We start from the raw sequence: 20,833 nt of genomic DNA, 5'->3' as shown, positions 1-20,833 counted from the left end.
GCGGAATCGGGCCATACCACGTCTCCCCACTGGACTGGACTGTATCGTACTGCTACCGTCCTACTCCGCCGACCAACCCCCGTCAAGAGTGAACGGTACAGTTCAGTGCAGTCATCGGAACAAAAAGCGCCGCTGCCTCCCGCCTCTTATGATGCGAAGGCGGAACAGATCGTCGCCGCCGCGCGGGAGGTGTTCCTGGAGCTTGGCTATGCCGCAACGTCGATGGATCAGGTGGCGCAGCAGGCGCGGGTGTCCAAGACCACGCTCTACACCCGCTTTCCGTCGAAGGAAGAGCTGTACACCGCCGTGATCTCCGCCGAGTGCGAACGGCGCGGCCTGCGCTTCCAACCGGAGATGTTCGACGGCATGCCGCTGCGCGACGTCCTGGTCCAGGTCGGCCGCCGCTTCGTCGACCTGCTGTGGTCGGACGCGGCGATCCGCGTCCATCAGGGTGTGGTGGGGGAGGCGACGCGGATGCCGGATGCCGCCAAGCTCTATTTCCAGGCAGGGCCGGAGCAGGGCATCGCCAATTTCATCGCCCTGTTCACCCGGCTGACCGAGCGTGGCCTGATCGCCACCGACGATCCCGCCTTCGTCGCCCGGCAGTTCCTGGCCGCCATGCAGGGCGGCGCCTATTGCCAACTGGTGCTGGGCCTTTGTCCGGAACCGACGGAGGAGGAGCGGCGCACCTTCGTCGATAAGGCGGTTGACCTGTTCCTGCGCGGCGTGGCGCCTGCTACACCCTGACCGGACCTGCTTTCTTCGAGATGGATGAGTCGTCTATGTCCGCCTGCCCCTGCGGTTCCGGCCGCGTTTTCGCCGAATGCTGCGGCCCGATCCTGGCGGGGCAGCCCGCCCCGACCGCCGAAGCGCTGATGCGGTCGCGCTACACCGCCTTCGTCCGCCATGACGTTGACCATATCGAGCGGAGCTGCGTTCCGGAAACCCGTGCCACCTTCAGCCGCGCCGATGTGGAACGGGTGGCGCAGGACTGCGAGTGGGGGCCGCTGACCGTCATGAAGGCGGAAGAGAACGGCGACGAGGGGATGGTCGAGTTCTTCCTGACCTTCCAGCGCGACGGGGAGGACTGGCCGCTGCACGAGCGGTCGCGCTTCCGGCGGGTGGACGGCCGTTGGCTCTATGTCGACAGCGTCCTGAATCCGAAGGACCCGCCGCGTCGCGTGGTGAAGGTCGGCCGCAACGATCCCTGCCCCTGCGGCTCGGGGAAAAAGCACAAGGCCTGCTGCGGGCGCTGACCGACGCCCGCAGCTGCCTTGCTTCAACTGATGCCGAGATAGCGTCCCGGCTTGTGGTTGATCGCCAGCGTGAGGTTGACGATGCCCGCCCCCAGCACCGACAGCAGCAGCCGGTCCGGTGCCAGGACGAAGAAGGCGCCGGCCAGGATGGCGAGATCGACGCCGAGCTGGAAATAGCCGGCACGGATGCCGTGGCGCTCCTGCAGGTAGATCGCCAGGATGTTGACGCCGCCAAGTCCGGTGCGGTGGCGGAACAGCATCAGCAGGCCGGTGCCGCACAGCCCGCTGCCCACCACCGTGGCATAGACCGGGTCCAGATGGGTGAAGCCCACCCACTGGTCGGTCAGGCGCGAGAACAGGGTGACCAGGGCCACGGCGATGAAGGTGCGCGCGGTGAATTTCCAGCCCAGCCGCTTCCAGGCCAGCCAGTAGAAGGGCAGGTTGATCGTGAAGAAGATCAAGCCGAACTGAAGCTTGGTGACGTAGCTCAGCAGCAGCGCCAGCCCGGCGGTGCTGCCGGTCAGCAGCATCGTCTTCGAATAGATCAACATGCCCAGCGCGATGAACAGCGTGCCCATCAGCATGGCGAGCGCGTCTTCATAGAGCTGGTGACGCTCCACCGCCGCGGGCGGAGCCTGAAGGGTCGCGGCCATCGTCGTCTGCTCCCGGATCAGCGCCAAGACTCAGCGAAGGGCGGTGAACTTCGCCACCACCGCGTCCACCTCGGCCGTCTTCAGGCCGGCGATGTTGATGCGGCCGGAGGTCGGCATGTAGATGGCATGGTCGGCGCGCAGGCGCAGCACCTCGGCCTCGGCCAGCGGCAGCAGGGAGAACATGCCCTCCTGATCCGCCACCGCGGTCAGGGCGGGGAAGGCGCCGGCCAGACCGGCAGCCAGCTTGCGGCGGATGCCGGTGATGCGGGCGCGCATGCCGTCCAGCTCCGCCCTCCAGTCGGCGGTCAGGGCGTCGTCGCCGAGGATGGTGCGGACCACGGCGGCGCCATGGTCGGGCGGCATCGAATAGCTGGTGCGGGCCAGCCCCATCAGGTTGGACTTGGCGAGGTCGGCCGCCGCCGGGGCCGCGGCGACCGCGAAGATGGCGCCGGTGCGCTCGCGGTAGAGACCGAAGGACTTGGATGACGACACGGCGACCAGCGTTTCCGGCACGGCGCCGATCAGGTGGCGCAGCCCTTCCGCATCCTCGTCGAGCCCGCGGCCGAAACCCTGATAGGCGAGATCGACCAGCGGCAGCACGCCGCGCGTCTCCAGCACCGCCGCGAGCGCCTTCCACTGGTCGAGGGATAGCGGCGCGCCGGTCGGGTTGTGGCAGCTGGCATGCAGCAGGGCGACGTCGCCGGGCTGCGCCGATTCGAACGCCGCGACCATGCGGTCGAACAGAACGGTCTGGCTTGCGGTGTCGAAGAAGGGATGGCTCACCACCTCCAGGCCGGCGGCGGCGAAGATGCCGACATGGTTGGGCCAGGTCGGCTGGCCGACCAGCACGCGCTTCGATCCGCCGCGCAGGACGAGGTCGGCGGCCAGACGCAGGGCGCCCGACCCGCCGGGGGTCTGCACGCCGGCGGCGGTGACCCTGGTTCCCGCGGCGCCGCCGACCAGCGACCACAGCCGCTCCAGATAGAGCCCATCGCCTTCCAGCCCCAGATAGGACTTGCTGTCCTGGCCATCAAGCAGCAGCCGTTCCGCTGCCTTGACCGCGCGGAAGACCGGGGTGCGCCCCTCCTCGTCCCGGTAGACCCCGACGCCGAGATCGACCTTGCCGGGCCGCGGATCCTGCTTGTAGAGCCCGATCAGGGCGAGCAGGGCATCGTCGGGCTGGCGGGAGAGCGCATTGAACATGGCGGTTCGTCCGGTCCTTGGTGATGGAAAAACATTGATGCCGGCTGGGATGTCCAGCCGCTGCGATCCTCCACTTTCACCGCCTCCGGGACAATGGAGAATTGATCCCGCCAGATCCGCGTAAGCATCGCGACAATTTACAATGTCAGCATTTGCGGGGCATCCTTCATCGGGAAGGAGCAGTCAGATCGATGACCGATTTTCAAAGGACGCGTGCCCGATTCCGCATGCCGGAGGGGGTGATCTATCTCGACGGCAATTCGCTGGGGCCGCTGCCGATCGCCGCCGAGGAGCGGGTGGCCCGCACCCTGGCCGACGAATGGGGCATGCAGCTGATCCGGGGCTGGAACAGTGCCGGCTGGATGGTTCAGCCGCGTAAACTCGGTGACCGCATCGCCCGCTTGATCGGCGCGTCCGCCGACAGCATCGTGGTCGGCGACACCCTGTCGATCAAGGTCTACCAGGCTTTGGCCGCCGCTTTGGCGATGCGGCCCGATCGCCGCGTGATCCTGTCCGACAGCGGCAACTTCCCCACCGACCTTTACATGGCGGAAGGGCTGATCGAAACGCTGGGCCGCGGCCATGCCCTGACGGTGGTGGCGCCGGAAGAGGTCGAGGCCGCCATCGGTGAGGATGTCGCCGTGCTGATGCTGACCCAGGTCGATTACCGGACCGGGCGCCTGCACGACATGGCGGCGCTGACCGCCAGGGCCCATGCGGCGGGTGTCGTGACGGTGTGGGACCTCGCCCATTCCGCCGGTGCGTTGCCGGTGGATCTCGCCGGTGCCGACGCCGATTTCGCAGTCGGCTGCACCTACAAGTATCTGAACGGCGGTCCGGGCGCCCCGGCCTTCATCTATGTCGCCCCACGGCACGCGGAAACTGCGCGGCCGGCCCTGTCCGGCTGGATGGGGCATGAGGCGCCCTTCGCCTTCGATCCCGCCTATCGTCCCGGTGCGGGGGTGGAGCGGATGCGGGTCGGCACCCCGCCGGTGATCGCGCTGGCGGCACTCGACGCCGCGCTGGATGTCTGGGACGAAGTCGACATGGCCGACGTCCGGCGCAGCTCGATCGCCTTGTGCGACCTGTTCATCGAGCTGGTCGAGGCGCAATGCCCGATGCTGGAACTGGCCTCGCCGCGCGAGGCCGACCGGCGCGGCAGCCAGGTGTCGTTCCGCCATCGCCAAGGCTACGCCATCATGCAGGCGCTGATCGACCGTGGGGTGATCGGTGATTTCCGGGCACCGGACGTGCTGCGTTTCGGCTTCACCCCGCTCTACATCGGCGAGGCGGAGGTGCGCGGCGCCGTCGCCGTGCTTCGCCAAGTGATGGACGGCGGGCTCTGGGACCGGCCGGAATACCATAAGAAGGCGATCGTCACATGAGCGGGCGCGACATGAACAAACCTTACGATCCTGCGGCCGAAGGCGCCCAGATGGCCTTCGACGGGCGGATGTCCTACGGCGATTATCTGCAACTGGACCGTATCCTGGGGGCGCAGATCCCGCGCTCGACCGCCCATGACGAGATGCTGTTCATCATCCAGCATCAGACGTCGGAGCTGTGGATGCGGCTCGCCGTCTACGAGATCCGCGCCGCCCGCGAGGCGATCCGCGAGGACCGGCTATCGCCCGCCTTCAAGATGCTGGCCCGCGTCGCCCGCATCTTCGAACAGTTGAACTCGGCCTGGGACGTGCTGCGCACGATGACGCCCAGCGAATACACCCGCTTCCGCGACGATCTGGGCCAGTCCTCCGGCTTCCAGTCCTACCAGTACCGGGAGATCGAGTTCCTGCTGGGCAACCGCAACCCGGCGATGCTGAAGCCCCATGCCCACCGTCCGGAAATCCATGCCCTGCTGGAACAGGAGCTGTCCCGTCCCAGCCTGTATGACGAGGCGCTGCGGCTTCTCGCCCGCAACGGCATTCCCGTCCCGGCGGAGGTGCTGGACCGCGACGTCTCGCAGACCCACCAGCCCCACGATGGCGTGACCGAGGCCTGGCGGATCATCTACCAGTCCCCCGAGGCGCATTGGCCGCTCTACGAACTGGCCGAGAAGCTGGTGGATTTCGAGGATTACTTCCGCCGCTGGCGCTTCAACCATGTGACGACGGTGGAACGGGTGATCGGCTTCAAGCGCGGCACCGGCGGCACCGGTGGCGTGTCCTACCTGCGCAGCATGCTGGCGGTGGAGCTTTTCCCGGAACTCTGGCGGGTGAGGACGGTGCTGTGAGCGACTTGCGCAAGATCGTGGATTGGGACGACGCCTACAGCAACGGCGCCTACATCCCCGGCGGCGACGCCTATCCCGCCCGCTGGGCGGAGCAGGCCGCCGCCTTCCGGACGGAACTTTCCGCCGAAGGGCGGGCGGAACTGGATCTGTCCTATGGCGAGGGGGAGCGGGAGCGCTATGACCTGTTCCGGCCGGACGGGGCGGCCAAGGGAACGGTGGTCTTTGTCCATGGCGGCTATTGGATGGCCTTCGACAAGGGACGCTGGTCGCATCTGGCGGCCGGACCGCTCGCGTGTGGCTGGGCGGTCGCCATGCCCAGCTATACCCTGTGTCCGGACAACCGCATCGCCGGCATCACCCGGCAGATGGGGCAGGCGGTCGGTGCGGTCGCGGCATCCCAGCCCGGCCCCCTCCGCCTGACCGGCCATTCCGCCGGCGGCCATCTGGTCAGCCGGCTCGTCTGCGCGGACGCCCCGCTGTCGCCGGAAGTGCGGGAGCGGGTGGAGCATGTCGTCTCCATCAGCGGCCTGCATGACCTTCGTCCGTTGCTGAACACCGGCATGAACGCCAAGCTGGGGTTGGACGAGGCGGAAGCCGCGGCGGAAAGCCCGGCCTTGCTGAGGCCGCAATCGGGTACCCGCATCACCTGCTGGGTGGGGGCCGCCGAGCGGCCGGAGTTCGTCCGCCAGACGGAGTTGCTTGCCAACATCTGGCTCGGGCTTGGCGCCGCCACCGCGCTGCGGTTGGCGGAGGGGCGGCATCACTTCGACGTCATCGACGATCTGGCCGATCCGGACTCCGACTTGGTCGCCGCGCTGCTCGGCGCGTGATGGGCGTCATGTGGGACCTGGACGGATGTGAGCCTTATCTCTCCAGGTCCCATTGCCGGTAACATTCCTTGATCGCGCGGATCGAAGACAGGCGGACCTTCGGCAGGTCGGTTTGATCGAAACGGGCAAGGTTGCGGTTCCGGTTCCGGGGAGTGACCGCGGCGATGTGGTGGATCATCCCCCATTTCACGCTGTCGCGTCCGCCGTCCAATCCCCCGAGCCTGTCGCGCTCGAACCATGTCCGGCGGAAATACCGTAGCAGGCTGGCCGGCGTGGAGATGTCCAGCAGGATCAGCCCCGTCGCCCGTGCGAAACGCTGCGGCATGCAGATCGAGTAATTGCCATCCATCACCCAGCGGTCGCCGGCGATGGCGGCATCGTGCAAGGCGACGAACTCATCCGTCGGGCGTGGCTCCCAATCGGTGCCGGGGCGGTGGTAGAGCCGATCGAGGTGAACGGCCGTCAGGTCCAGTTTCCGTGCGATCGCGCATGCGAGCGTGGATTTGCCGCTGTTGGACGGTCCCAGGATACAGATGCGCTGGCCGAGAGCCGCGAGTTGCATCGGTGCCGCTTGTCCGCTCGATACCCTTCCAAGTCGCCGATCTTACGCAATCCGGCGGTCAGGTCCAGGGGAGCCGGTCAGGGGTTCTGCTCACTGGGTGAAGAACATCGCGGCGAAAACGGCGGCGGTGGCGGCGATCACCGTCACCAGCCCGTTGCGCCCCAGGGCCTGCTGTCGATACAGCGCCACCGCGACCGTGATCACGGCGATGCTGGTCAGGATCAGGCCCAGCTTGGCTTCGGTCATGGCGTCAAATCCTCATCGCCGTCAGCGCGGACCGACCCAGCCGAGCGCGCCGGCTGCGGTGACCAGCAGGATGGCTCCGCACAGCAGCACCAGCCACCCGGTCATCGCCAGCCGCCAGCCCGGTCCGGCATGATCCAGTTCCAGGTAATGCAGAAGGATTTCCCGTCCCTTCGTCACGGCGAGCGCCAGCAGCAGCGCCACACCGGCGATGCCGACGCTGCGCCCTGCATCGCCGTGGCGGGCGAACAGCAGGGTGACCGTCGTCAGGCCCATCAGCACCAGCCAGGACAGCGTGAGCCGGTCGATTTTCTTCAAGCATGCCACGGGCGTTCTCCTCAGCGGATCAGGTAGACGAGCGGATAGAGGATCACCCAGACCAGATCGACCATGTGCCAGAAGGCCGCTCCGGTCTCCAGATTCTCGACCAGCGTATCGGGGCCGGAGCGGCCGACCAGCAGCAGGATGACGATGCCCAGCACCACATGCAGGGCGTGGAAGCCGGTCAGCAGGAAATAGAGGGTGAAGAAGGTATCGCTGTCGATGGTCAGCCCGGCGCCCAGCGTCGCCGAATATTCCACCGCCTTCACCGCCAGGAACACCGATCCGACCGCCGCCGCCGCCAGCATCGCCCGGCGTGCCTGCGGCACCGCACCCCGCCGGCCGGCGGCGACGCCGCGGGCGGCGAGATAGCCGCTGGTCACCAGCACCATGGTGTTCAGCGCCCCGGCGGTGCCGTTCAGGTGGGCCTGCCCCGCCGCGAAAGTGGCCGGATCCAGCACGCGGGCGACGGCGAAGCCCAGGAAGGCGGCGCCGAACACCGCCAGTTCGCTGAAGATCAGGATCCACATCATCAGGTTGCCGGGCAGGGCGGCGAGGCCGCCCGCCCGATCTTCCGGATCCGCCATGTCCCGACCCGCAGTTTCCAGGCCTGTCATCTCAACATCGGCCATTTCCAATTCCCACCATTCAGACCTTGTCGTCATGTGTGCGAACGATATGCCGACGACCCGGCGGTCGACTTGACCGTGGTCAAGGAGAGACCTTTCGTCACGGTCAATTATTCGTCCGACCCGTGGCGGTAAGACGCTGCGACGCCCGGCTTCCGGATCTCTGCCTCCAGACTGCGGCTTCGCGTCCCCACCGCCTCCCGAACCGACCCCCTCTCGACCGACAGATCGAGTTTTCCAGGGATCCCGAGCGATGACCGAACGCTTCACCAAGGCGGCCGCGCGCAACATCTTCTACGGCGGATCGCTGTTCTTCTTCGCGACCTTCGTCGCGCTGACCGCGCTCAGCCACAACTACATCGTCAACACCAGCACCGATAAGAAAGCGCTGACCGATGCGGTCGCCCGCGGCAAGCATGTGTGGGAGAAGAATGCCTGCATCAACTGCCACACGCTGCTGGGCGAGGGCGCCTATTTCGCCCCCGAGCTGGGCAATGTCTGGCTGCGCTATGGCGGCGACAAGGATCCGGAAGGCGCCGTGATGGCGCTGAAGGCCTGGATGGCGGCGCAGCCGTCCGGGATCGAAGGCCGGCGTCAGATGCCGCAGTTCAACCTGACCGACCACGAGGTCGAGGAACTTGCCGCATTCCTGGAATGGACCAGCCGGATCAATACCCAGAACTGGCCGCCCAAGCTGTCGGGCTGAGGAGATTTTCGTCATGAAATACGAATCGCAAAAAGTCGCCATCTATTACTTCGCGGCGGCCATGGGGTTGTTCGGCGTGCAGATCCTGGTGGGTCTCCTGGCCGGCACCGTCTATGTCCTGCCCAACACGTTGTCGGAGCTGCTGCCCTTCAACATCATCCGGATGATCCATACCAACTCGCTGATCGTCTGGCTGCTGATCGGCTTCTTCGGCGCCGCCTACTACCTCGTTCCCGAGGAGGCGGAGACCGAGCTGTACAGTCCGAAGCTGGCGCTGATCCAGCTCGGCCTGTTCGTCTTCGGCGCGCTGGCCGCCGTCGTCGGCTATGTCTTCCGCATCCATGAAGGGCGCGAGTTCCTGGAACAGCCCCTGTGGATCAAGGCCGCCATCGTCGTCGTGGCGCTGATGTTCCTCTACAACATCACCATGACGGTGCTGAAGGGCCGCCGCACGGTCATCACCAACATCCTGCTGGTGGGCATGTGGGGCATCGCGCTCTTCTTCCTGTTCTCCTTCTACAATCCGGCCAACCTGTCGCTGGACAAGATGTACTGGTGGTACGTCGTCCATCTGTGGGTCGAGGGCGTGTGGGAATTGGTCCTGGCCTCCATCCTCGCCTTCCTGATGATCAAAATGACTGGCGTCGACCGCGAGGTGGTCGAGAAGTGGCTGTACGCCATGGTCGGCCTCGCCCTGTTCAGCGGCATCCTCGGCACCGGCCACCATTACTACTGGATCGGCACGCCCGGTTACTGGCAGTGGATCGGCTCGCTGTTCTCCACGCTGGAAGTCGCTCCCTTCTTCACCATGGTCGTCTTCGCCTTCATGATGGTGTGGAAGAGCGGCCGCCGTCACCCGAACAAGGCGGCGATGCTGTGGTCGCTGGGCTGCGCGGTCTTCGCCTTCTTCGGCGCCGGGCTGTGGGGCTTCCTGCACACGCTGGCCCCGATCAACTACTACACCCACGGCACCCAGGTGACCGCGGCGCATGGGCACCTCGCCTTCTACGGCGCCTATGCGATGATCAACCTCGCCATCATCACCTATGCCATGCCCTATCTCCGCGGCCGGCAGCCCTACAACCAGATCCTCAACATGTGGAGCTTCTGGCTGATGAGCGGCGGCATGGCCTTCATGACCTTCGCCCTGACCGTCGCCGGCGTGGTGCAGACCCATCTGCAGCGGGTCCTGGGGATGAGCTACATGGAGGTCCAGGAACAGATCGCGCTGTTCTACTGGATGCGGCTCGGCGCCGGTTTCGCCGTGGCGGTGGGCGTCGCGCTCTACCTCTACGCCATCTTCGGCCCGGCGCGCGAGGAGCGGCCCGCCTCGATCCCGTCCAGCTACCAGCCGGCCGAGTGACGTTCCCTCCGGCCCCTGCGACCCACCGGATGTCCGGTCGGCGCAGGGGCCGTCTCTTTTACGGAGTTCCCTCGCGATGCCCGACAGCGCCGTCCCCCTCCTGCCGTCCCTGCCGTTCTACCAGCCGACCGCCGACGAGTGCGCGCTGTTCGAGCATGCCTACACTCATCGCCTGCCGCTTCTGCTAAAGGGGCCGACCGGCTGCGGCAAGACCCGCTTCGTTGCCCACATGGCGGCGCGGCTGGGCCGGCCGCTCTACACCGTGTCCTGCCATGACGATTTGACCGCCGCCGACCTGACCGGCCGCTACCTGCTGAAGGGTGGCGACACCGTCTGGGCCGACGGGCCGCTGACCCGCGCCGTCCGCGAAGGCGCCATCTGCTACCTGGACGAGGTGGTGGAGGCGCGCAAGGACGTCACCGTCGTTTTGCACCCGCTGACCGACGACCGCCGCATCCTGCCGTTGGAGCGCACCGGCGAGACGCTGGAGGCGCCGCCGGGCTTCATGCTGGTGGTGTCCTACAATCCCGGCTACCAGAATGTGCTGAAGGCGCTGAAGCCCAGCACCCGGCAGCGCTTCCTGGCCGTCGAATTCGACTTCCCCGCGCCCGAGCGCGAAATTCCGATCGTCGCGACGGAGAGCGGCTTGGCCGAAAGCCGCGTCGCTCCCCTGGTCCGTCTCGCGAATGCCCTGCGCGCGCTGAAGGGCCAGGATCTGGAGGAGGGGGTGTCCACCCGCCTCCTGATCTATTGCGCCACGCTGATCCGCTCCGGCATGAAGCCCGAACGCGCCATCCGTGCCGCCCTGATCGAACCGCTGACCGACGACCCGGACATCCGCGCCGCCCTGCTGCGTGTCGCCGAGGTCACGTTGGGGTAGGTCCGGTCGGCAGGATGTATGACGGAACCGGACCGCCACCATTGCGGCCGTCATCCCCGCGAAGGAGTCTGTGAAGAAATCGGTGACTCGCTGAGAGAAGCCCCAAATTCGAACCACGTCGCGTTGGATCGCATCCTGCGCTTCCCTCGGCCGTCATTCCCGCGAAGGCGGGAATCCAGTCTTCACAAGCACTTGTGTTGGAAATCCTGGTTCCCCGCCTCCGCGGGGATGACGAGTGGGAGATGTGCACGCCTGCCAGATCAGGGCTGTCTCATATAAGTTCGATTTCTTCACAGGCTCCTTCGCGGGAATGACGGCCGACAGGGGCCGCGGTTTTGGGGCAGTATTTGGGAGTTTGGCGCGATGCTGGAGTTCTTCGAACCGGAAGAGACCGTCGGCCGTTTGTGGCACCGCCTGATCGGCGGGCGGTCGAGCTATCCGCATCATGCGCAGGCCGCGGTGACGCTGGAGGCGATGCGCCCGCGGCTGGCGGTGTTCTTCCGGGCGCTGGGCGGCGACCGGGGCGTCAGGCTTGCGGCCGGAAGCGCGGCGGCTTCGGGCCACCGGTTGCCGCTGCTCGACCGCATCGGACTGGGGGCGGAGCGGGTGGAGCGGGCGTCGCTCGACGGCAACGTGCTTCAGTTGCCGACGGTCATCGACCTGTTTCCCGATCCGGCGCTGAACGAGCGGCTGTATGAATGGCTGGCCGCCTTCTTCGCCCATGCCGAAGCCCAACCGGTCCCCGCGGACCCGCTGCAGGCCGATCTGCAGGCCCTGCGCAGCGCGGCGGCCACGACGGTACGGGTGCTCACGCGATGGCCGGGCCTTTGCCGCATGCATGAGGAACTGGCCCGTGCGGTCGCCTTGACACGACCCGTTCGCCGTCTTCCGCCGGTGGAGGCCGATGTGGAACGCGCCGCGGCGGCGCTGCTCGGCATGGGGGCCGTCACCGGCGAGGGTGCACGCATGCTCGCGCCCACGGTTCCGCTGTCGGAGTTCACCGCTCCCTATGGCTACGCCCGCCTGCTGCCGGTGCCGCTGTGGGGCCTCGTCGCGCCATCCGCCGGGCGTGGAGCCTCCGCCGCGGTCGACAGCCCCGGCGAGGGCGGAAAGGCGGCGGAAGGCGACCAGCGCCGCCGCGCCGCGACCCGTCGCCAGACCGACCAGATCCAGCGCAACGACCCGCTGATCCTCAACCGCTTCGAAAAGATGCTGAGCATCGCCGAAGCGCTGAACATCCCGCGCGCGGTCGACGACGACGATGCCGAGAATGCCCGCAAGGCCGCCGACGACCTCGACGAGATCGCGGTGGGCGCGCACCAGCGCAAGGCATCGACCACGCTGAAGCTCGACCTCGACCTGGGCGCGCCGGTCATCGACGACACGCCGCTGGTCGCGAGCCTGACCTATCCGGAATGGGATCACGGCCGGCAGGTCCATCTCCCCCACCATTGCCGCGTGGTTGCCGAAACCGCACCGGCCGATGGCTGCTCCTGGCAGCCGGACGCCGCGGCCCAGCGTCGCATCCGGCAGGTTCGCCGTCAGTTCGAGGCCTTGCGCCCGCGGCGTATTCTGTTCACCGGCCAGGCCGACGGCGACGACCTGGATCTGGCCGCCCTGGTGCGCAGCCGGGCCGATCTCCAGGCCGGCGGCTGCGGCAGCGACCGCGTGCATCAGCAGGTTCGCAGCGCCGCCCGCGATCTGGCGGTGGCGGTTCTGGTCGACGGATCGCTCTCCACCGACGGCTGGATCGAGGGCCGCCGCGTTCTGGATGTCGAGAAGGAGGCACTGCTGGCGCTGACCCACGGCCTGACCGCCTGCGGCGACGATCATGCGCTCTATTCCTTCACCTCGCGCCGACGCGACTGGGTGCGGGTACAGACGCTGAAGGGCTTCGATGAGCCGCTGAACGCCACCGTCACCCGCCGCATCGGTGCGCTGAAGCCCGGATATTACACCCGCATGGGTGCGGCGATCCGCCACGTCACCGCCCAGCTCGCCGAGCGGCCGAACCGCCACCGGCTATTGGTCCTGCTGACCGACGGCAAGCCGAACGACGTCGACCATTACGAAGGGCGCTACGGCATCGAGGACACGCGGCAGGCGATCCGCGAGGCGCGGCGCGATGGGCTGGCGGTCTTCGCCATCACCGTCGATGCGCAGGCCCGCGATTACGTGCCCTATCTGTTCGGACGCGGTGCCTATGCCATATTCCCGCAGGTCTCACATCTGACCAAGGCGCTGCCGGCGCTCTACCGGCAAGTCGCCTGCGCCGCCTGACCGAAAGGGATCATCGACCATGACCGACGCCAGCCTGCCGCCGACCGAACCGGTGAAGATCGGGATCGTCACCATCTCCGACCGCGCCAGCTGCGGCATCTACGAGGACAAGGGCGGCCCGGCGATCGTTGCGGAACTGAGGCGGATCGTCGCCTCGCCCTGGATGGCGGAAGCGCGGGTCATCCCGGACGAGCTGGACCTGATCGCCGCCACTCTGGTCGAATTGTGCGACGTCGCCGGCTGCGATCTGGTGGTGACCACCGGCGGCACCGGTCCGGCCCCGCGCGACGTGACGCCGGAGGCAACGGAGCGGGTCTGCGACAAGATGATGCCGGGCTTCGGCGAGTTGATGCGATCAGTCAGCCTGCGGGTCGTGCCGACCGCCATCCTGTCGCGCCAGACCGCCGGCATCCGCGGCCGCAGCCTGATCATCAACCTTCCGGGCAAGCCGTCGGCCATCCATGACTGCCTGATGGCGGTGTTTCCCGCGATCCCCTATTGCCTGGACCTGACCGGTGCTGGCCGCATCGACACCGATCCGGCGGTCTGCGTTGCATTCCGTCCAAAGTCCTGATTCTCGAACAGATCGTAAATCGTAAGGAAGAAAACGAGAGCTGCGACATAAATGCCAGCGGCTCTTACACTTGACGGCGGTCAAGCATAAGTGGCGGAAGCGGGAGGAATATTGCCTCACAAGAAACAAGCCACCGAGATGACGCCATGAAGACCAAGCTTTCCCTCGCCGCCGTCAGTGCCGCCGCATTGATGGTCCTGTCCGGAATCGGCGCCGCTTCAGCGGCGGACACGCTGTACGCCGACCCGAAGGTCAAGCAGCCCACGCTCAGCGTCGTCCAGGATCCCGCCGCCGTTCCGGCACCGGAAAAGACCGGCAAGCGGGCGCCGAAGACCCACACGGTTTCGCTGACGACGACCGAGGTCGACTCCACGCTCGACGACGGCACCAGCTATACCTACTGGACTTTCAACAACACGGTCCCGGGACCGATGGTGCGGGTGCGGGTCGGCGACACGGTGGATGTTTCCATTTCCAACGCGCCGGAATCGACGATGAACCATTCCGTCGATTTCCACGCCGCCACCGGCTTCCTCGGTGGCGGACAGATCACCCAGGTGGAACCGGGTCAGACCAAGTCCTTCAGTTTCAAGGCACTGACGCCCGGTGTCTTCGTCTATCACTGCGCGACGCCGATGGTCGCCCATCACATTTCCAAGGGCATGTACGGCCTGATCGTGGTGGAGCCGGAAGCCGGGCTGGCACCGGTCGATCACGAGTTCTACGTGATGCAGCAGGAAGTCTACGCCACCAAGGCCAAGAATCTGGCGAACGCCGAGGACGACTATGACGGTCTCGTCAATGAACGGCCCAGCTATCTGGTGTTCAACGGCGCCGTCGGCGCGCTGACCAAGGACAAGCCGCTGAAGGCCAAGGTCGGCGATACGGTCCGCCTGTTCTTCGGCGTCGGCGGCCCGAACCTGACCTCCTCCTTCCACGTCATCGGCGAGATCTTCGACAAGGTCTACAATCTGGGTGGCCTGGAAAGCGAGCCGTCCAAGGGCATCCAGACCGTCACCGTCGCCCCCGGCGGAGCCACCATGGTGGAATTCAAGGTCGACTATCCCGGCAAATACGCTCTCGTCGACCACGCGCTCAGCCGCGCCACCAAGGGCCTGATCGGCATCCTGGAGGTCGACGGCAAGCCCGACGACAGCATCATCCTCGACAAGAGCGGCGACAGCCGCAAGAAGATGGGCGAGATGCAGCATTGAGGGTGCAGGGGGATGCGGAAAGCCCTTTTCCTGGGAGAGGAGGGGGGCTTTTCTAGATATCTGACTGTTCCAAGGCTGCCAATATCGTAGCCAGGACATCGTCGGTACGGGTCAGGATATCGGGATTCCAGAAGCGCAGTACGTGCCAGCCATGTTTGGCAAGCCAAGCGGTGCGGCGCTCGTCTGCTAAGTTGTCTGCATGCTGCCCACCATCGGCCTCTACGATCAGCTTGCATTCTGTGCAGGCGAAATCTGCCACGAATGGACCTATGGGAAATTGCCGGCGGAATTTTGCTCCTGCCAACTGCCTGTTGCGGAGGCGCGACCAGAGCCTCCGCTCTGCGTCGGTCATTGTGGCTCGCAGTTGGCGGGCGTTGGCGATGCCATTCATCTGTGAATTTTGTCGGGAGTTGAGCAACGACGCAACGCAAGAAGCCCTTCTCCCCTTGCGGGAGAAGGGTTGGGATGAGGGGAGTGGCCGGCTGAAAGCCGGAGGAAATTTCGGTTTGCGCCCCCTCACCCCAACCCCTCTCCCGCAAGGGGAGAGGGGCTTGTTCCTAGAGGTAAAACGCTCGAAAACAAAGAAGGGCCGCCGTTTCCGGCAGCCCTTCCATTGTCTATCCGTGTGTCGTCGACACCACGGCGCAGTCCTTAGCGGACCGAAATCGCTTCCACGAAGAAAGAGACCTCGGCCTTGGCGCTCGACGACGAGTGAGACGGACAATGAGACACGAGATCACCTCCTTTCTGTTGTTGATGTACGACACCCTATATAGGCGCCTCGCCAGGGGGTGCAAGGATTATTCCCGACCACCCCGCTGTGACATTTACCGGTGCGCCATCCGGCTCATGGCAAAGCCCAGACCGCCTGCCAGGATCAGTCCTGCCGCCACCGCGATGCCACGGGCGGCGCCGCCAGGCGCCGTCAGGCGCAGGGCGTTGTGCGGCAGGCCGAAACGTCCGCGGGCGCGGTGGAGGCCATCGACCGGATGGTAGAGGTTGTCGGGCCGGCCGGGGATCTCGCGTTCCTCCGTCATCTGGCCCTCCACGGCGGTGGCGGCGAGGTAGCGGTCGGCAAGGCCCGGAGCCAGGCAATTGCCCAGGATCGCCTGCATGGCGGAACCGCCCAGCCAATATTCGCGACGGGGATGTTCGGCGGCGTGCAGAATGGCACGGGCGATGTCCTCCGGCTGGAAGATGGTGCCCATCGGCCGTGCCCGGCGCGGCATGTGGCTGCGCGCCCAGTCGAATTGCGGGGTGTTGACCGCCGGCAAATGCACGGTGGTCAGCTTGATCGGGCTGCCCTCGTGGATCAGTTCGGAATGCAGGCTGTCGATGAAGCCGGTGATCGCATGCTTGGCTCCGCAATAGGCCGACTGCAGCGGGATCGACCGGTAGGCCAATGCCGACCCGATCTGCAGGATCGTGCCGCCGTCGCGCAGCCGCATCCGGCGCAAAGCGGTCTGGATGCCGTAGGCGGAGCCGAGATAGGTCACCTCGGTCACCCGCTTCAGTTCGTCCGGCGTCACGGCGTGGACCGGGCCGAAGACGGTCACCATCGCCACGTTGATCCAGACGTCGATGGGACCGAAGGCGTCCTCCACCCGGTCGGCGGCGGTCTCCAGCGCATCCGGATCGGCGACATCGAGCGGCAGCACCAGCGCCCGCCCGCCGAGCCGTTCGACCTCGGCCTTCACCTCTTCCAGCCCATCGGACGAACGGGCGATCAGGCCGATCGAGGCCTGCCGGTAGGCGGCGAAGGCCAGCGCCGTGGCGCGGCCGACCCCCGCGGATGCGCCGGTGATGCAGACGACGGGAGATGGGGGAAGGGCGGTGATGGGCTGCATGGCGAGGATTCCTGTTCTTATTGCGCTTCAGGAAGCGGTCACGGCCGTGGCCGCTTTGCGGCCGACGGCAGGCGGCGGCGGCTCCATCCTGTCCAACTCCCCGCACCGCCGTCTGTTCCGCCGCGCCCGCTCAAGGCCTGCTCTTCCACCCGGATGCGGTGCAGGGTCAGCGGGATGTTCAGCAGCGTGGCGGCAAGCGCGATCCGGACCTCGCCGAAGACCAGGGGCAGGACGGCAAGCTCCCCCGCCACCACCAAATAATTGGGATGCCGGACCCAGCGGAAGGGACCGCGGCGGACCAGCGGTGCGCCATCGAGCGTGATGATCCGCGTCGTCCAAAAACGGCCGAGCGTGGCGATCACCCACACCCGCCCGGCCTGGAGCAGCAGGAACAACGCCAACAGCCAGCCATTCACCGGCGCGCCCGCCGGCACCAGCAGGAACAGGGCCAGAAGCCAGCCGGCATGCAAGGCGACGAACAACGGGTAATGTGTGGCCCCGACTTCCCGCGCACCGTCGGCCAGCAGATGGGCGGTGTTGCGGCGGGCGACCACCAATTCCAGAAGCCGATGAGCCGTCACCGCCAGCAGGATGATCTGCGGCCAGCCGAACGCATCCATCGTCACAGATCCAGCAGGGTCAGGCCGGCGGTGAAGCCGGGGCCGAGCGCCAGCATCAGGTGCGGCCCGGTAGCACCGCTCCGCCGCCGCCGCTCCAGCACGAACATCACGCTGGCTGCCGACATGTTGCCGCAGTCGCCCAGCACTGCCCAGGAGTCGTCCATGCCGGCGGTGACGGGCGCCAGCACCTCCGTCAGCGCCTGCAGGACCTTGGCGCCGCCGGGGTGGCAGATCACCCCTCCCAGGTCGGCGCGGGTCATGCCGCGGCCGGTCAGGAAACCGTCCACGACCGGAGCAAGCCTTCCGCGGATCAGGCGGGGGATGTCCTGGCTGAACACCACGCCGAATCCCTCGTCCTCGACCCGCCATCCCATGATCCGCCGGGTGCCCGGCCAGGTGTGTTCCGCACTGTCGACGAAACGCGGACCCGGAGCGCGGTCATCCGCCGCAGATGCGCGCAGCAGCGCGGCGGCGGCACCGTCGGCGAACAATGCGCTCGCCACCACATTGGTGGGGGAAGCCTCTTCCGGGCGATGCGACAAGGTGCAAAGCTCGACCACCAGGAACAGCACGGTGCGGCCCGGCATCGCGCGCGCCATCATGCCCGCCCGCGCCAGACCCAGCGCGCCGCCGGCGCAGCCCAGCCCGAAGACCGGAAGCCGCACCGTGTCGGGCCGGAACCCCATGCGGTCGAGCAGCAGCGCCTCGAGGCTCGGCGTGGCGATGCCGGTGGTGGTGGCGCAGACGATGGCGTCGACATCCGACGGGCGCAGCCCGGCGTCGCTCAGTGTCTTGTTCGCGGCGTCTTCCAGCAGGTCCAGCGCCACCCGCTCGAACACGGCCGCACGCTCGGCCCAGCCATGGGGAGCCAGATACCAGGACAGCGGGCAGGCGGCATGGCGGGTGCGGATCCCGGTGTTGGCGAAGACGGGCGCCAGCCGGTCGAAATCGCGCAGGCGGTGGGCGAACACCGTCCGGGCGACCGCCAGCGTCTCCGCCTGTTCGAAGCGGTGGGGCGGCAATGCCGTGGCGACCGCCAACAGCTGCGGATCGGGTGACATCCTGTCTCCTGCATGCTGCCGCCGGGTCGGGGCGAGGGGGCGGGGCGGCACTCCCGCCATCCCAGCCAACAGGAGGATCGCATGCCTGTTGCGCCGATGCCCGTAGCCTCGAACGGCTATCGCCTTTCGGGGCGGGCCGGCCCACCATGACAAGAGTGATCTCCGGCGGCAGGCAACCGCCGGTGGCCGCCCGTCAATGTGCTGCCACGCGCTCTTCGCTCCCCGGCTTGTCATGGATGGCCAGCCGGTCGACGATGGTCTCGCTGGCCGCGTTCATCCCGGCCAGACGCACCTCCATTCCCGCACGGCGGAACTTCAGCACGATGCCGTCGAGCGCCGCGACGCTGGAGAGGTCCCAGATATGGGCGCGGGAAACGTCGATGACGATCGCATCCAAGTCTTCCCGGACATCGAAGGCGGCAGAGAAATCGTCCGCCGACGCGAAGAACAGCTGCCCCTCCACCAGATAGCTGCGGGTGCGGCCGTCTTCCGACAGCGTGGAGGTGACGCGGAACAGCCGGGCGACCTTGCCGGCGAAGAAGATGCCGGACAGCAGCACGCCGATCAGCACGCCGACGGCAAGATTGTGGGTGAAGACCACGCCGGCGACCGTCGCCAGCATGACCGCGCTGGAACTGCGCGGGTGCGTTGCGAGCGTCTTCAGCGAACGCCAGTCGAAGGTGCCGACCGACACCATGATCATCACCGCCACCAGGGCGGCCATCGGGATCCGCTTCACCCAATCGCCCAGCACGACGATCAGGAACAGCAGGAACAGTCCGGCGCAGAAGGTCGACAGCCGCCCCCGGCCGCCCGACTTCACGTTGATGACCGACTGGCCGATCATCGCGCAGCCCGCCATTCCGCCCAGGAAGCCGGAGACCATGTTGGCGATGCCCTGGCCGACGCATTCGCGGTTCTTGTCGCTGCCAGTGTCGGTCATGTCGTCGACGATGGCCGCGGTCATCAGCGATTCCAGAAGTCCGACCACGGCGATGCCGGCCGAATAGGGCAGGATGATGCGCAGCGTCTCCAGGGTGAAGGGAATGTCGGGCAGCAGGAAGACGGGCAGGGTGTTGGGCAACTCGCCCATGTCGCCGACGGTCCGCACATCGATCCCGAAGCCGATGGTGACCGCGGTCAGCACCAGGATGCTGACCAGGGCCGACGGCACCGCCTTGGTCAGGCGGGGCAGAAGGTAGATGATCGCCAATCCGGCGGCGACCAGCCCATAGGTGATGGGCGGCACGCCGATCAACTCCGGTACCTGGGCCAGGAAGATCAGGGTGGCGAGCGCATTGACGAAGCCGGTCATCACCGATTTCGACACGAAGCGCATCAGGGCTCCCAGCTGCAGAAGCCCGGCGCCGATCTGCAGCAATCCGGCCAGCACGGTGGCGGCCAGCAGATATTGCAGGCCGTGTTCCTTGACCAGCGTGACCATCAGCACCGCCGTGGCGGCCGTGGCGGCGGAGATCATGCCCGGCCGGCCGCCGACGATGGCGATCGTCATGGCGATGGCGAAGGAGGCATAGAGACCGATCTTCGGATCGACCCCGGCGATGATGGAGAAGGCGATCGCCTCTGGAATCAGGGCGAGGGCGACGACAAGCCCGGACAGCAGGTCACGGCGCGTGTTGCCGAACCACTCCTGACGGAGCCGTTGCAAATCGATGGTCATGGATCTCGCAAGCTCGAAGCACGATGACGGCAATCGCCGGGGTCCGGCGCAAGCCGGGCGGTGCATCGTCATCTCGGGAATTGGCGTTGGAAAGATGGAATCGCTGCGAAGCGACGACCGGCCGTGAAAGAGGCCGTCGGGCTTCAGGTCAGTCGCGGTGGGTAACCGTCAAGGCGGCGTGACGCGGTGCAGCATCGGCCAGATGTAACAGATCGCCGCGGGCGCGGCAACTCTGCCGATGCTGTCTCGATGCAGATATGAAAGGGGCGGCGCCCTTGCGAGCACCGCCCCTTGTGGATTTCCGGGTTCGCTATGTCAGGCTTGCCGCGGCCGCAATGGCGGGCCGTCGCGGAAGGGCTTGTCGACCCCGCCCTTGTCGTTGGTCTGGTTCTCCACGTCGCCTTCGAAGGTGCTTTCGCCCTGGGCCAGATCGAGATCGTCCGGCGTCATGCCGGCGGCGCGGGCCCCCTTCGACCCGCCGATCTGCGGGTTGTTCTTCAGGTCGGCATCGGTCGGCTTTTCGGTCTTCTCGTGCTTGCTTGCGCTCATGACGGCGTCTCCGTTGCGGTTCCGCGTGTCCTCCCGTCAACCGGCTGTCGCCGGAAACGTTGCGAAATCCCTTCTCCCCCCTGGGGAGAAGGTTAGGATGAGGGGGCGGCGCAGCCGACGGTCAATCA

At 66.7% G+C, this 20,833-nt stretch carries 23 protein-coding genes; 11 read left to right on the top strand and 12 right to left on the bottom strand.

The features are described 5' to 3' along the window. Positions 1-105: 105 nt before the first annotated feature. Positions 106-747 (top strand): TetR/AcrR family transcriptional regulator C-terminal domain-containing protein, encoded by a 642-nt coding sequence (locus tag JHL17_RS08080; protein WP_200191850.1) that lies wholly within the window; start codon positions 106-108, stop codon positions 745-747. Positions 748-782: 35 nt separating this feature from the next. Continuing rightward, positions 783-1,256 carry a YchJ family protein gene (locus tag JHL17_RS08075; protein ID WP_200191848.1) on the top strand — a complete coding sequence of 158 codons (474 nt, stop codon included), beginning with the start codon at positions 783-785 and terminating at the stop codon, positions 1,254-1,256. A gap of 23 nt (positions 1,257-1,279) precedes the next feature. Here JHL17_RS08075 and JHL17_RS08070 read toward each other — a convergent pair whose 3' ends face one another. After that, positions 1,280-1,909, bottom strand: a complete 630-nt coding sequence (locus tag JHL17_RS08070) for a YitT family protein (protein ID WP_200191846.1) — start codon at positions 1,907-1,909, stop codon at positions 1,280-1,282. Positions 1,910-1,939: 30 nt separating this feature from the next. Continuing rightward, positions 1,940-3,112, bottom strand: coding sequence for an amino acid aminotransferase (locus JHL17_RS08065; RefSeq protein ID WP_200191844.1), 1,173 nt, complete (start codon positions 3,110-3,112; stop codon positions 1,940-1,942). A gap of 191 nt (positions 3,113-3,303) precedes the next feature. Here JHL17_RS08065 and kynU point away from each other — a divergent pair, with 191 nt between their 5' ends. Genes kynU through JHL17_RS08050 form a run of 3 tightly spaced genes read left to right on the top strand, consistent with a single transcriptional unit; the run spans position 3,304 to position 6,175 of the window. Beyond that, positions 3,304-4,497 carry a kynureninase gene (kynU, locus tag JHL17_RS08060; RefSeq protein ID WP_200191842.1) on the top strand — a complete coding sequence of 398 codons (1,194 nt, stop codon included), beginning with the start codon at positions 3,304-3,306 and terminating at the stop codon, positions 4,495-4,497. After that, positions 4,494-5,345 carry a tryptophan 2,3-dioxygenase gene (kynA, locus tag JHL17_RS08055; RefSeq protein ID WP_200191840.1) on the top strand — a complete coding sequence of 284 codons (852 nt, stop codon included), beginning with the start codon at positions 4,494-4,496 and terminating at the stop codon, positions 5,343-5,345. The genes kynU and kynA overlap by 4 nt, the downstream gene beginning before the upstream one ends. Then, positions 5,342-6,175 carry an alpha/beta hydrolase family protein gene (locus JHL17_RS08050; protein WP_200191838.1) on the top strand — a complete coding sequence of 278 codons (834 nt, stop codon included), beginning with the start codon at positions 5,342-5,344 and terminating at the stop codon, positions 6,173-6,175. Before kynA ends, JHL17_RS08050 begins: the two co-directional genes overlap by 4 nt. Before the next feature lie 34 nt (positions 6,176-6,209). Here the strand turns inward: JHL17_RS08050 and JHL17_RS08045 are convergent, their stop codons facing one another. The 4 genes from JHL17_RS08045 to JHL17_RS08030 form a co-directional block, all read right to left on the bottom strand. Then, entirely contained in the window at positions 6,210-6,737 is a 528-nt protein-coding gene (locus JHL17_RS08045; protein ID WP_200191836.1) for a P-loop NTPase family protein, read from the bottom strand. A gap of 90 nt (positions 6,738-6,827) precedes the next feature. Next, the gene (locus tag JHL17_RS08040; RefSeq protein ID WP_200191834.1) at positions 6,828-6,983 is read right to left on the bottom strand and encodes a hypothetical protein; all 156 of its coding nucleotides are present in this window, start codon (positions 6,981-6,983) and stop codon (positions 6,828-6,830) included. Between the two features lie 21 nt (positions 6,984-7,004). Then, complete coding sequence (locus JHL17_RS08035) at positions 7,005-7,307, bottom strand: cytochrome C oxidase subunit IV family protein (RefSeq protein ID WP_345773770.1); 303 nt, start codon at positions 7,305-7,307, stop codon at positions 7,005-7,007. A gap of 11 nt (positions 7,308-7,318) precedes the next feature. Further along, positions 7,319-7,888, bottom strand: coding sequence for a cytochrome c oxidase subunit 3 (locus JHL17_RS08030; RefSeq protein ID WP_247893384.1), 570 nt, complete (start codon positions 7,886-7,888; stop codon positions 7,319-7,321). 295 nt (positions 7,889-8,183) lie between these two features. Here JHL17_RS08030 and JHL17_RS08025 point away from each other — a divergent pair, with 295 nt between their 5' ends. The 6 genes from JHL17_RS08025 (at position 8,184) to nirK (ending at position 14,947) form a co-directional block, all read left to right on the top strand. Continuing rightward, positions 8,184-8,636, top strand: a complete 453-nt coding sequence (locus JHL17_RS08025) for a c-type cytochrome (protein ID WP_200191830.1) — start codon at positions 8,184-8,186, stop codon at positions 8,634-8,636. Between the two features lie 13 nt (positions 8,637-8,649). Continuing rightward, entirely contained in the window at positions 8,650-9,999 is a 1,350-nt protein-coding gene (locus JHL17_RS08020; RefSeq protein ID WP_200191828.1) for a cbb3-type cytochrome c oxidase subunit I, read from the top strand. A 76-nt stretch (positions 10,000-10,075) separates the two neighbouring features. Beyond that, positions 10,076-10,879: an AAA family ATPase gene (locus tag JHL17_RS08015; RefSeq protein ID WP_200191826.1), complete on the top strand. Its 804-nt coding sequence runs from the start codon at positions 10,076-10,078 to the stop codon at positions 10,877-10,879. Between the two features lie 363 nt (positions 10,880-11,242). After that, complete coding sequence (locus JHL17_RS08010) at positions 11,243-13,159, top strand: nitric oxide reductase activation protein NorD (protein WP_200191824.1); 1,917 nt, start codon at positions 11,243-11,245, stop codon at positions 13,157-13,159. Positions 13,160-13,178: 19 nt separating this feature from the next. Beyond that, positions 13,179-13,733 carry a molybdopterin adenylyltransferase gene (gene mog, locus JHL17_RS08005; RefSeq protein ID WP_200191822.1) on the top strand — a complete coding sequence of 185 codons (555 nt, stop codon included), beginning with the start codon at positions 13,179-13,181 and terminating at the stop codon, positions 13,731-13,733. A 146-nt stretch (positions 13,734-13,879) separates the two neighbouring features. Continuing rightward, positions 13,880-14,947, top strand: a complete 1,068-nt coding sequence (nirK, locus tag JHL17_RS08000; RefSeq protein WP_200191820.1) for a copper-containing nitrite reductase — start codon at positions 13,880-13,882, stop codon at positions 14,945-14,947. Between the two features lie 52 nt (positions 14,948-14,999). On the opposite strand, the gene JHL17_RS07995 is transcribed toward nirK, so the two are convergent. From JHL17_RS07995 to JHL17_RS07970, 6 genes are all read right to left on the bottom strand, one after another. Next, positions 15,000-15,338 carry an endonuclease domain-containing protein gene (locus JHL17_RS07995; protein WP_200191818.1) on the bottom strand — a complete coding sequence of 113 codons (339 nt, stop codon included), beginning with the start codon at positions 15,336-15,338 and terminating at the stop codon, positions 15,000-15,002. 436 nt (positions 15,339-15,774) lie between these two features. Next, entirely contained in the window at positions 15,775-16,794 is a 1,020-nt protein-coding gene (locus JHL17_RS07990; protein ID WP_200191816.1) for an SDR family oxidoreductase, read from the bottom strand. Between the two features lie 38 nt (positions 16,795-16,832). Beyond that, positions 16,833-17,414, bottom strand: coding sequence for an isoprenylcysteine carboxyl methyltransferase family protein (locus tag JHL17_RS07985; RefSeq protein WP_200191814.1), 582 nt, complete (start codon positions 17,412-17,414; stop codon positions 16,833-16,835). Between the two features lie 2 nt (positions 17,415-17,416). After that, positions 17,417-18,475, bottom strand: coding sequence for a type III polyketide synthase (locus JHL17_RS07980; protein WP_200191812.1), 1,059 nt, complete (start codon positions 18,473-18,475; stop codon positions 17,417-17,419). Positions 18,476-18,668: 193 nt separating this feature from the next. Next, the gene (locus tag JHL17_RS07975) at positions 18,669-20,156 is read right to left on the bottom strand and encodes a SulP family inorganic anion transporter (RefSeq protein ID WP_200191810.1); all 1,488 of its coding nucleotides are present in this window, start codon (positions 20,154-20,156) and stop codon (positions 18,669-18,671) included. A gap of 315 nt (positions 20,157-20,471) precedes the next feature. Next, on the bottom strand, positions 20,472-20,705 hold the full coding sequence (locus tag JHL17_RS07970) for a hypothetical protein (RefSeq protein ID WP_200191808.1): 234 nt from the start codon (positions 20,703-20,705) through the stop codon (positions 20,472-20,474). Positions 20,706-20,833 lie beyond the last annotated feature (128 nt).

The sequence above is a fragment of the Azospirillum endophyticum genome (genome assembly GCF_016595245.1).
Taxonomy (GTDB): domain Bacteria; phylum Pseudomonadota; class Alphaproteobacteria; order Azospirillales; family Azospirillaceae; genus Azospirillum; species Azospirillum endophyticum.
The sequence above is the reverse complement of the archived record's forward strand: the minus strand, read 5'-3'. Positions and strand labels throughout refer to the sequence as shown.